The 12771-nt window shown below is 45.4% G+C and carries 9 protein-coding genes; 3 read left to right on the forward strand and 6 right to left on the reverse strand.

Features of this window, described 5'->3' with window-relative positions; genetic code table 11:
* Window positions 1–9 precede the first annotated feature (9 nt).
* Genes SIO70_RS24280 through SIO70_RS24290 form a run of 3 tightly spaced genes read left to right on the forward strand, consistent with a single transcriptional unit; the run spans window position 10 to window position 3429 of the window.
* Window positions 10–1371, forward strand: a complete 1362-nt coding sequence (locus SIO70_RS24280; protein ID WP_320575129.1) for a RagB/SusD family nutrient uptake outer membrane protein — start codon at window positions 10–12, stop codon at window positions 1369–1371.
* Window positions 1372–1373: 2 nt separating this feature from the next.
* Complete coding sequence (locus SIO70_RS24285) at window positions 1374–2297, forward strand: discoidin domain-containing protein (RefSeq protein WP_320575130.1); 924 nt, start codon at window positions 1374–1376, stop codon at window positions 2295–2297.
* A gap of 13 nt (window positions 2298–2310) precedes the next feature.
* The gene (locus SIO70_RS24290) at window positions 2311–3429 is read left to right on the forward strand and encodes an AhpC/TSA family protein (RefSeq protein ID WP_320575131.1); all 1119 of its coding nucleotides are present in this window, start codon (window positions 2311–2313) and stop codon (window positions 3427–3429) included.
* A gap of 38 nt (window positions 3430–3467) precedes the next feature.
* Here SIO70_RS24290 and SIO70_RS24295 read toward each other — a convergent pair whose 3' ends face one another.
* The 6 genes from SIO70_RS24295 to SIO70_RS24320 all read right to left on the reverse strand — a co-directional run bounded on the left by SIO70_RS24295 (window position 3468) and on the right by SIO70_RS24320 (window position 12696).
* Window positions 3468–4364, reverse strand: coding sequence for a hypothetical protein (locus SIO70_RS24295; RefSeq protein WP_320575132.1), 897 nt, complete (start codon window positions 4362–4364; stop codon window positions 3468–3470).
* A 158-nt stretch (window positions 4365–4522) separates the two neighbouring features.
* Window positions 4523–5902, reverse strand: coding sequence for a hypothetical protein (locus SIO70_RS24300; RefSeq protein ID WP_320575134.1), 1380 nt, complete (start codon window positions 5900–5902; stop codon window positions 4523–4525).
* 256 nt (window positions 5903–6158) lie between these two features.
* Window positions 6159–9740 (reverse strand): pyruvate:ferredoxin (flavodoxin) oxidoreductase, encoded by a 3582-nt coding sequence (nifJ, locus tag SIO70_RS24305; protein ID WP_320575136.1) that lies wholly within the window; start codon window positions 9738–9740, stop codon window positions 6159–6161.
* 12 nt (window positions 9741–9752) lie between these two features.
* Entirely contained in the window at window positions 9753–11375 is a 1623-nt protein-coding gene (locus SIO70_RS24310; protein WP_320575137.1) for an NAD(P)-binding protein, read from the reverse strand.
* A gap of 90 nt (window positions 11376–11465) precedes the next feature.
* Entirely contained in the window at window positions 11466–11771 is a 306-nt protein-coding gene (locus SIO70_RS24315; protein WP_320575138.1) for an SHOCT domain-containing protein, read from the reverse strand.
* Window positions 11772–11781: 10 nt separating this feature from the next.
* The gene (locus SIO70_RS24320) at window positions 11782–12696 is read right to left on the reverse strand and encodes a hypothetical protein (protein WP_320575140.1); all 915 of its coding nucleotides are present in this window, start codon (window positions 12694–12696) and stop codon (window positions 11782–11784) included.
* Window positions 12697–12771 lie beyond the last annotated feature (75 nt).

Below are 12771 nucleotides of genomic sequence, written 5' to 3' on the forward strand. Positions count from 1 at the left end.
CGTATACAAGTGAGAAGATATTATTATAGCATACTGGTATGCCTTGCACTGACGGGGTGTGATCAGTACCTGGATATAACACCAAAGGGATCTACCTTATTGACTACTACGACGGATTATGATCAGTGGTTGAATGATCCGGATCTGGCTACAGCGGTATCATCTCCCTATTGCGGCTTGAATTTTATGGGAGATAATATAGATATACCAAGTATTCCCAACCCGGCTACTTCCACATCGCACCTGATCTATTTATGGGCAGAACAATATTCCCTGGCACTGAATGTGTCCCCGGAATTCTGGGGTTTTCATTATGCCAACATCAATCAATTCAATACGGTACTTGCAGGTATTGACCAGGCTACCGGCGGTACGAACAGTCAGCGAAGAAGTTTGAAAGCAGAGACACTATTGGGACGTGCCTATGAATACTTCTATCTCGTGAATGAATATGGTACTGAATATGATTCAGGCACAGCGCATACAGACCTGGCTGTACCATATGTTACTTCTAATGATGTAAGTCAGCAGGTACCTGGTAGAAGTACGATTGCAGACATTTACCAGCACATTATAGACGATCTTACAACAGCGCTGCCTGACCTGCCTGCAGATAACAGTGCTAACCGGTTTCGTGGATCAAAAGCGGCTGCTTACAGTGTACTGGCAAGGTTGTATTTCTATGCAAGGAATTATCCTGATGCGCAAAAAAATGCTGCGCTTGCACTGGAAAATACGAGGGCGGTGATGATGGATTTTAATGGTACACTGCCAGCTTCGGCATTGTTATCCATACAGCAGGATGTTATTTATGGCAGACAGGCTGTAGGATATATTCCTGCTACATTAGAGTTTATGCGAACTTATGAATCCAATGACCTCAGGGTGAAATTGCTCTACTTTAGCACCGATGGTTACACATATATCACAAGAGGGGCGACAAACTATGTGCCTGCTTTTGTAACGCCCTCCTTACAATATACCAATATCGGCACCTCAGTACAGGAAATGAAACTCATTATTGCAGAGTGTGCGGCACGTAGCAATGACCTGACGACGGCATTGCAGCAGGTGAATGATATTCGTAAGAACAGGTTTACACCGGCCAATTATCAGGCAGTGGAATCAAACGATCAGCCTACTGTGCTGGAAGCTGTACTTAGGGAAAGACGCCATGAGCTGCCATTTGCTGGTTTACGCTGGTTTGATATGCGCAGGCTTGACAAAGAAAACAAAATGGAAACAGTGTACCGGTATGATGCGCAGGGAAATGTGATTGCCGAACTACCACCCCACAGCCCGCACTATACATTACAGATACCGGCACAGGTGTTAAGTTTTAATCCGGACATGCCACAAAATCCATATTAATCATGCGTTACCTATTATTATTAATCGCCTTTGCTGCTTGTACCAAGAGCAGCGATACGACTATTGCATTGCCGGATGGCAGTGTTACATTTCAGCTGAATGATCATGCTGATACGATGGAGATACCTGTTTCTATATTAAAGGATTCCATTATTGTATTTGGCATAAGGGCCACCTTGTCAGGTACAACTTCCAGCGAAGCACATTGGATCAATTTTGCGATAGATACTCCTGCTATTTCCAACTACCAGGAGCAATACGGGAATGCAAAACTATTGCCTTCCGATTGTTATTTCTTTTATAAATCCTTAACCAGCATATCTTCCGGTTCCACAATATCTGATTCTGCAGCACTCAATATTACCCAACAAACCAGGTTAAAGCCATATACCACCTATGTATTGCCCATACGCATCCAATCGGTAGATGGTAATACGGAAGGAGCAGGTGCAGACAAGGTTTGCTATTATGTTTTTAAAACAGGTGCTGCAGGGTCTATCAGTAAAGAAGGATGGAGTATTACCTCCTATTCCTCTGCCAGCGGATCCAATCTGCCAGCTAAGTTAATTGACGATAACGAGCTAAGTACCTTTTGGACCACCAACACTACACAAGCCATGCCTCAATGGGTGATTATCAACTTTGGCAGTGATATTACCTTTACAGCGGTCAACTATTATTTACCGACTGCGTTGAAGTACCCCACTCTGGGCGGTTATCCTACGTCCATAGAAATCGAAACCAGTATGGATGGTAATAACTGGGAGGTGAAAGGCATATTCGCAGGGAATATTGAAAACAATATGCAGACGCTGAGCACAGGTATTACAACAGCAAGGTATCTACGTTTTACAGTACTGTCTGCCGTGATCTATAGTTCAACTTATAAAATTGTATCTATCAGTGGCATCAAATTACTGCCATAAAAATCAATCATACATGAAAATGAAATCTCTACTGGTAGCTGCATGCTGCCTGCCATTGGGCCTGATGGCGCAAAAAGGCTATACCATACATGGTAGGATCGGAACACTTGATGCGCCGGCAAAAGCTTATTTGAGTTATATGGATGGCGACATCAAATTCGAAGATTCCGCCACCCTGAAAAAAGGAAGTTTTACTTTTAAGGGAAAACTCCATTCGCCTGTACATGCTGAAATAGCCCTCCGACATGACACGGCTGCAGCTAAGGAGTATTTAAGTTTCTTCCTGGAGAATTCAACGATTACCATCACAGCCAGGGACTCTGTTTACCATGCGATCGTAAAAGGTTCGGCCACGGAAGATGATAACAAAGCTCTCTTTGCGTTGCAAAAACCTTACAGAAAGGTAGGGGACTCCATCATGGCTGTTTATTGGAAACGTAGTGTACAGGAGCGTAAAGACAGCATATGGTTGAGTACGATCAGGCCAGTCATGGAAGCAAATGAAAATGGTTATAATGCAGTGAGTCGTGCATTCATTGTCAGTCATCCGGATTCTTATGCGGCGCTGGTAGCGTTCCGTAGTTTTGAGTTGGGTTATAACTTTAATCCGGATACAGCGGAGGCAAAGTTAGCAAAATTCTCAGCCAGCCTTCGTGAATCGTCATTGGGTCAAAAGTATGTAGCCATGATTACGACAGGTAAAAAGACCAATACAGGGGTAATGGCACAGGACTTTTCTCAAAGTGATACGACGGGGAAAATTATAAAATTATCTGACTTCCGTGGCAAGTATGTATTGGTTGATTTCTGGGCATCCTGGTGTAAGCCATGTCGTGCAGAAAATCCGAACCTGGTGAAGGCATATAATAAATTTAAGGATAAAAACTTCACGATCCTTGGGGTATCGCTGGATGATGAGAAGACACAAAGAGCGTGGACAGCTGCGGTGCAGAAGGATGGGTTACCATGGACGCAGGTATCAGAACTGAAGGGGTTTGAGGGAAATGCGGCTAAATTATATGGGATTACGGCTATTCCTTCTAATTTCCTGATCGATCCTACTGGGAAGATTATAGCGAAGAACCTGCGTGGTGAGGCGCTGGAGAAGAAACTGGAAGAATTATCATTGTAAAAGGAAGAGTGCCTCCAAAACAGGAGGCACTCTTCTTTTTACAATAAAAGTCCTACCATCAATGATACTTTCGGCCCGCTTAGCACACCATTTCTCCTCATTTGCATCGTTCCTGCCTCATTTCTCTCTTTGAAATAATCATTTATCTGATCGAAGGTCAGTATACTCTTTTGCTTTACCTGCACCATATATCCCGCCTCAAGACCGAATGATAGTCTACGCCAATGGCTGCTGGCAGCTAATACAGGTTGTAATGCCGAAGCTTTTCTTACATATTTCACTTCTACCCTGTCTGCATCGTAGGTGTGGGTTATAGTCTCTGTGTAAGTATTGCCATCATCATCCGTGTAAGATTCCTCATGAGAAAGCGTGAAGTTAGAATACACTTTGAAACCATTTATCCAAAGTTCTTTCTGGTAATTGTCAATATCGCCTACGTGGTTAGAACCTCTGAAATGATAAAAGTCTAACCCCGGTTTTATAGCAATTGCGCCAAGATTTACTACATAACGGTATCCCAGGTGATAATACAAACCACCATCACCACCTATATTATGAAATCCTCCGATACCCAGCACGATATCATGGTTTTCCCTGAAGACGGATTCATACACCGCTCCTATAGTACGTATCTGGTTGGCAAAACCATTCTTGGCTGTTCCGTTAAAAGTCTTTGTTTCCTGCTCACCTGTACTAAGGGAGTAACTTGAATACTGAAAAGTGGTTTGGGTTACCTGTCCCGGGCTGATGGGTGATACACCGCCAAAGGTGAATCCAAGAATATGATAATGCCGGGGGAAGTGTTCAAAATATTTACTGGTACTACGCTGTTCATTCTTAGGAGGAGCAAAGTTTTGCGCTATTCGCTGGGCAAAACTCTGACAGCCGATAATCGTTAACAAGGGTAAAATGATGCTACTTAGGTTATACCGCATATTATAGGGTCAATTGAATACTCTCACAAAAATGGAGAATTTTCTTAACATCGAAAAATAAATACATAAATGGAGGATGATCAACAAGAAGGCAAAAAACAGCCTGCGACACAAATCGCAGGCTGTTTTGTTTAAATCGTATCCCCTCCTCTACTTTTTTACTGGTTACATGGATTCGTCCAGTACACAGGATCAGACCATGCTTCACCACAGCTGGTAGTAGCCTGCACCTGCAAGCGGTGCTGTACGCCACAATTACCAACCGGGATCACATCAACATAACCTGAGCTGGTGGTTTTCTTCAACACACCATCTACATACCAGTTAAATGTACCTGCCGAATAATTATTTACACTCGCAGAAATACCATAATAAGGATATGGCACCAATTGCACATTTGAAATAACCGGGTTAGTGGGTAAGCCTGCTGTAAGCGCTATGCCTGTTGCTTTGGGTGTAGTGAAACAACTACCTGAAACAGTGGCGGTAAGCTGGAATGAACCATTCCCGATCTTAGTCACCACTACGGAAGAACCATTTGGTGCCAGAGAAACAATGCCTGCAGGCGATGCGGACCAGGCAACTGTACCACAGGGGTTATTCACAGTGAAAGTAGCATTGGTACAAATACTGGTGGTAGATCCTGATATCGTCAATGAAGGCATTGTATTATTTACAGGCACAGTACCCGATACCGGGTAGATGTTTCCGCCTACATTCACCGTTGCTGTTACAGGCGTCAAAGCCGGACTACATGGATCTGCAGTCAGCGCGATGGCCTGTGATGGTGTTGAGATCACCGCTGGTGCAGGCGCGCCGCCATAGGTATATCCGTTATTGGCTCCAAGAATAAAATTGTAAACAGCACCAGTCACGGCTTCATTTACACCAACAGGCTGATACAATGCGGTACCGCATACCTTATTAATAGTGGTAGGCTTCATTGTAAAATTCATGGACTCACTGATCGTAACCCTTGTGATGGTTACTTTCGCTACGCCCTGTGTGCCCTGCGTAGGTGCAGCCAGGAGAATGATACCATTATAATTTGAACCCGGATTGAACGCCTGAAAACCGTAATCAGCTGCGGCTGTACCAGGTGGTACATAAAGCATGTTCCCTGTTTGCAATGTACCATAATTTGCTTCAGGCACACCGCCACAAGCTGTAGGGTTTGTCTGACTGGCAGCAGGCAACGTGTTGAAAAAGGTCGCGTACATCGGTACACCAAGGTCACCGGCAGCAGCAGTGGATGATGCAGTGATGGAAATATTGTAGGAATGCCCTGCTACAAATGGATATTGTATAGCATAAGCAGTACCTAAACGACTGGTGCTACTCGTACTCCATAATGTGGTCAGTACAATGCCACCGGAGCCATTGTAGGCCACACCACCAGCTACTGGATAATGTTGGCTGCCGCCTATAGTATAGACGGCCGTGTTAAAAACATTACAGGTTGTGGTGGGAAGCCCACCTGTCGAGTAAACAATGGATGCAGTTTGTGCATAGGATTTTGGAATTATGTATGCGCACATACATAATAAAATTAAAAGGATTCTCTTCATAAAAAATTACTGAAAAATAGGGTGAACAAATAATGATAATGAGGGTTAACGAATTACTGATGTAAAGGTAAGAAGGAATAACTAAAGAGGATAATTAGGTATTAATCATTACACACCATTCAAAACACAGCGGACTTTCAAACCGATCGATCTGAAAGTCCGTTGTGTTTGTGCTGATGGCTGCGTATATAAAAGTACATTTTACCACCCGCGTAAAACCTCATAATTATGCCACCGGCGCAAACTCTTCCGCCTTCCACGTGGCCATATTCTCATAAGTCTTATACCTCAGTGTCACCAACTCCTGCGCCAATCCCATCAATCTTTTCGCCTCTGCGGGATTTGCTGAAGCCAGTGCTTTGTACCTCGTCTCATTGTAAGCATAATCTGTAAATGACACAGCTGGTCTTGGTGAATCCAATACAAAAGGATTCTTACCTGCCTCACGCAAAGCCGGATTATACCTGATCAATGGCCAGTATCCACTGGACACTGCCAGCTGTTGCTGCGTCAATCCTTTCTCCATATCTATACCATGCGCAATACAATGACTATATGCCAAAATCAGGGATGGGCCTTTATAAGCTTCTGCCTCACGCAATGCCAGTAGTGTTTGCTGTGGATTTGCACCCATCGCAATCTGCGCTACATATACATTGCCATAAGAGATAGCCTGCATGGCCAGATCTTTTTTACCTACTTTCTTTCCTGCTGCGGCAAACTTTGCGATCGCAGCTGTAGGTGTCGCTTTTGACATCTGGCCACCTGTATTGGAATAGACTTCAGTATCTAACACCAGAACATTTACATTACGTCCGGTAGACAGTACATGATCTAATCCTGAAGAACCAATATCATACGCCCATCCATCACCTCCTATCAACCATACACTTCTCTTTACCAGGTGATCGGCAACTGCCAGTAATTGTGCCGCCAGTGCATTGCCACGGAGTGCATGCAGTTTTTGTTTCAGCACACCTACCCTATCGCGTTGTTCGGCAATGTGTGATTCCAATTGTTGCGGTGCATGCAGGATAGCATTTACTAATTCATCATTCTCTAACACAGGTTGCAATGACAGTAGCAATGTCTGTGCTATTTCCCATTGTTTATCTGCCGCCACACGCATCCCCAGTCCAAACTCTGCATTGTCTTCAAAGAGGGAATTGGACCATGCCGGACCACGTTTATCTTTGTTCACAGACCATGGTGTGGTCGGTAAATTACCACCATAAATAGAAGAACATCCTGTTGCATTTGCCACCAGTAATCTATCACCATACAACTGCGTCAGCAATTTCACATAAGGTGTTTCACCACAACCAGCACATGCACCGGAGAATTCAAACAATGGCTCCAGGAATTGCGCGCCTCTCACGGTAGAGAAATCCAGTTCTGAACGGTTGTTCACCGGCACACTTTCAAAGAAGCGGATATGCTCACGGCCAGTAGCCAGTGAAGGCTTTGGCGTCATATTGATCGCCTTCCTGGAAGCATCTTTGATATCGACTACAGGACAGGCCTGTACACAGAGTTTACAGCCGGTACAATCTTCTAAATATACCTGTAAGGTATATCTTGTTTCAGGGAAACCACGTGCATTGATGGCAGCAGATGGGAAACCTTCAGGTGCTTTTTCGAGATAAGATTCATGATAGAACTTAGAACGGATCACACTATGCGGACACACAAAGCTACAATTACCACATTGTATACAGCTATCAGGTTCCCATACCGGTACATCATCTGCAATATTTCTTTTCTCCCACTTCGTGGTACCAGTTGGATAAGTACCATCTATTGGCATCTTACTCACCGGCAACAGATCGCCTTTCCCTTCCAGCAACATCGCAGTTACTTCCTGTACAAAAGCAGGTGCCTCTGCAGGAATACCATCATCCATGGGCAATGAACCTGTAGCACTTGCTGGTATGTTTACACGTACCAGGTGCGCCAGTGTATCATCCACTGCCTTGAAATTCTTCTGTACAATCGCTTCGCCTTTTGCCAGATAAGATTTGCGGATGAATTTCTTTATCTGTTCAATCGCTTCATCGGCTGGCAAAACATTAGATAACGCGAAAAAGCAGGTTTGCATGATCGTGTTGATACGCTGGCCCATACCAGCTGCAGCAGCTACTTTGGAGGCATCGATCACAAACAGCTTCATTTGCTTATCTATCAATTGTTCCTGCACCATACGTGGCAGATGGTCCCACACTTCATCCGCAGAATATGGGCTATTCAACAGGAAAGTAGCACCCGGCCGGGCACTCTGCAACATATCAGTCTTACTGATAAAATTGTATTTATGACAGGCAATAAAATCAGCTTTGTCAACCAACCATGGCGCACGGATAGGATCTTTCCCAAATCGCAGGTGAGACACCGTTTGCGTACCTGATTTACGTGAGTCATATACAAAATATCCCTGTGCATACAGGTCGGTTTCCTCACCGATGATCTTGATACTATTCTTATTCGCACCTACCGTACCATCTGCACCTAATCCATAAAACAGCGCACAGACCCTGTCTGACGGTTCGATATGGAAATGGTTGTCGTAATCAATACTTGTATGGGTGACATCATCATTGATGCCGATCGTGAATCCATGTTTGGGTACCGGATTATTGAGTTCATCCAGTACGGCTTTCGCCATTGCCGGGGTGAACTCTTTTGAAGATAAGCCATAACGACCGCCGGTAATACGTGGTAGTTTTGACAAACGACCGGCTGTATATGCCTGGCAGATATGCGTAACGATATCCTGGTACAACGGTTCTCCCGCAGCGCCGGGTTCTTTGGTACGATCCAGTACTACGATCTTTTCAACCGTATCAGGTAATGCAGACAACAGGTGTTCGCCGGAGAAGGGGCGGAATAAACGTACCAATATTACTCCTACTTTTTCACCATTGTGCTGCAGTATACATACGGTTTCTTTCAATACTTCTCCGCCGGAGCCCATGACCACTGCCACTCTCTCTGCCTGCGGATGACCATAATATTCAAACAGCTGATACTGCCGCCCTGTCAATTCTCCCAACTGATCCATGGCATCCTGCACAATGACAGGCGCCGCCGAATAAAAAGGATTCACTGTTTCACGACCCTGGAAATATACATCCGGGTTCTGTGCAGTACCTCTTATAAAAGGCTGATCAGGATTCAGGCTACGTGCACGATGTTCGCTCACGAGTGTATCACTGATCATACTTTTGATCTGGTCATCGGGTATTAGTTGTATCTTATTTATTTCATGCGAAGTACGGAATCCATCAAAAAAATGTATGAATGGAATACGTGCGCGCAGTGTGGCTGCCTGGCTAATCAGCGCCATATCATGCGCTTCCTGTACAGAAGCAGACGATAACATAGCAAAACCGGTAGTACGTGCCGCCATTACATCGCTATGATCGCCGAAGATAGACAATGCCTGTGCAGCCAGTGACCTTGCAGCCACATGAAATACAGCACAGGTAAGTTCTCCGGCTATTTTGTACATGTTAGGTAACATGAGCATCAGCCCCTGTGATGCTGTAAAAGTGGTGGTCAATGCGCCAGCCTGCAAAGCGCCGTGTACCACACCTGCGGCACCACCTTCGCTTTGCATTTCTATTACATCCGGCACCTGGCCCCAGATATTTTTTAAACCTTTCGCCGCCCATTCATCTGCCAGTTCTGACATGGTAGAAGAAGGCGTGATCGGATAGATTGCACATACTTCATTAACGCGATACGCGATATATGCCACGGCTTCATTGCCGTCCAGCGTAGCAATAACTGGTGTAGTCTCTTGTGTCATAGTGAGGTTGATTTACGCTCCGGGTACCATTTCGATTGCATGGCAGGAACACTGCTCGCTACACACTGCGCAGCCGGTGCAAATATCATAATTGAAGGAATAGCCATTGCCCGGTCCCAGTTTTGTGATTGCCTTTTGCGGACAGGCGCCAAAGCAGCCATCGCATTCAAAGCAATTGCCACAGGACAAACACCGGCGGGCTTCAAACAGTACTTCTTTTTCCCTGAGGCCGTAGGTTACTTCGTCAAAACCAGCGATACGGTCTTCCGCTGGTCTTACCACCTGGGTGCCCTGAGGGGCATAGGTGCGGTACCAGCGATGCAGTTTTTCGTATCCAATGAGAGGAGATTTGGCTGATGGTGTATAGGTTTTGTTATTCAGGTAAGCGTCTATATAACGGGCTGTTTTTTTACCGTGACCAATAGCGATCGTTACATTTCTTTCTCCGGGCACCATATCACCACCTGCAAATATGCCGGGATAGCCGGTCATCATACTGCTGTCTACGCACACATTATCATCTGGAGTGAATGTAATGCCGGGTATATTTTTCAGGAAACCGGTATCTGTTTCCTGGCCCAGTGCCATGATGAGGGAGTCTGCTTCCAGGGTTTCAAAGCGACCTGTAGGCACAGGTTTGCCGTCTACCAGTTCCATCACTTCTACCGTCATCGTCATGCCATCTACTGATTTGATAGCGCGCAACCAGTGAATGTTGACACCTTCTTCGAGGGCTTCCTGGGCTTCAAAATCGTGGGCAGGCATATTGGCGCGGTCCCGACGATAGATGATCATGGTATCTTCCACACCCAGTCGTTTTGCAGTACGGGCGGCATCCATTGCAGTGTTACCACCACCATAAATAGCTACACGACGTCCCAGTTGTGGTGCATCGCCCTCTTCCACCTGTTTCAGGAAAGAGATCGCGTCCATCATTTTGAAAGCATCTTTGGCAGGAAGGTCTATTTTTTTAGAAAGGTGGGAGCCAATAGCGAGGAATACAGCGTCAAATTTGCCCTGTTCTTTTTCGTGCAACAGGTCTTCTACTTTATGATTATACTCGACAGAAACGCCCATTTTACAGATGCGTGCTACTTCCTGATCCAGTTCATGACGTGGCAGGCGGTAAGCGGGGATGCCAAAGTGCATCATTCCACCGGCAATAGGGCCGGCTTCATGAATTTCCACTTCATGTCCCTTACGCCTCAGGTGATAGGCGGCAGAGAGGCCTGCAGGGCCGGCGCCGACAATCAATACCCGTTTGCCGGTAGTCGGCGGGGTAGCGATGGTCCATCCTTTATGCAGGGCTTCGTCTCCAAGAAATCTTTCTACAGCGTGGATATTGACAGCACTGTCAATATGCGTTCGATTGCATTGCACCTCACAGGTGTGATAGCAAACCCTGCCCATGACGGCAGGAAATGGGTTGTCTTCCATGATCGTGCGCCAGGCGGCTTCATAATTGCCGGCCTGGGCCAGCGACAGCCACCCTTGAATGTTTTCACCTGCCGGACAGGTGTTGTTGCAGGGTGGCAGCAGGTTGGCGTATACAGGATGTTGTGTCCTTGTAGGGCCGGTGCCAGCACTGTGGCTTTGCAGATCAGGCGATAAGGTAATATCCTGATTTGTTTTCATAATATGTGAAGGTATTATCCCCGGGAGGGATAAAATGTGCTTGTAATCATGACAAGGGGTGATAATGATCAACAAGCACTCCTTCAGTCATCACAACTTAGCTAGTAGCTCCTTCTTCTTATTCTGAAATTCCTCCTCGGTCAAAATTCCTTTGTTCTTCAGGTCATTCAACTGCTCAATCTGATCCAATACGGTAGGAGCTGCTGGTGCCACCGCCGGTGCTGCTGCCGGCTGTTTTGCCCTGATCCATTCTGACTGAATAATCAAAAATAGCCTATCCAGCAGTTTCTCCACTGGCAATGCCTGGGACGGAAACAAAGTGGTCGAATTTCCTGGTGATAACAAAAACAGGTAGTCCCTTTTTAACAGGACTACCTGCAAAAACTTTAATCTCAAAATATGTTTATCAGATCTTAATCAGATAAGCCCTGATTTGAATAGCTTCCAGTCTCTTGGATGCACCGGTCACTCCGGCTATGTCATTTTCACTCACCCAACTTTCCCAGCCATATGAATCCTGGTGCACTCTGTAATATATGTAAGGCCTTGCTGTTGTTGAAGGCGCAGCATCATTAAATGTAACAGTATAATTAGGATTTTCATAACGGGGACCATAGATCCGGATGGCTTCCATTCTCCTGGACTGACCTACCGTACCGGCAACGCCATATGGAGAAGTTACGTAATTCTGCCAGTCAATGTCCTGCACGTGTGCTTTGTAAGTAAAACCAAAGCTGCCGGTAAAGTAAGTGGTTCCTGTTTCATCTGCTGCTCCAAACTGGATGTATGGCAGCTTGATGGCCTCCATTCTCCTGGACTGACCAGTGGTGCCTATGATCTGGTTAGCGCCAGGAGTAGTTGTACTAAACGCATCGGGCGCTGTACTGTTCATGATATTAAAGTTATAATCCGTCCAGCCAAGGTTCTGTAAATTAGCAGAGGCAGTGCCAAGCGTCTGGTACCAGTTACCAGTGATGACTACGCCTACACCAGTCACGCTATGTGTAGGAAGATTAGCAGCCGCAATCTCCGCAGCTCTTGCAGAACGAATTTCTTTTAAAAGATCTGCTTTACCATCTTTCCTGGCTGAGAAGGTAGCATAGTACTCCTCACTCAGCTGGCTTGCCTGGTCATAGAGTTTGTCTTTTATCAGATCCTGATACAGTAAGGGTACTATTTCATTAGGGATCTGGTCTACAGACAGGTAAGATAATTTAGAAGGGGCTGTAGTTGTTGATTTTGTTGCGGGTTGAACGTTCTCTTTTGCGCATGATGCAAATAGGAGCACTACTGCACACAGGTACAGACAATGAGTTTTCATAACAAATTTTGAATAAGTTAATTAATAATGGGAGTTAATGGGTTAATGACTCATAGGGTATTTTGAGATTAAAGT

Source organism: Chitinophaga sancti (assembly GCF_034087045.1).
GTDB classification, from domain to species: Bacteria; Bacteroidota; Bacteroidia; order Chitinophagales; family Chitinophagaceae; genus Chitinophaga; species Chitinophaga sancti_B.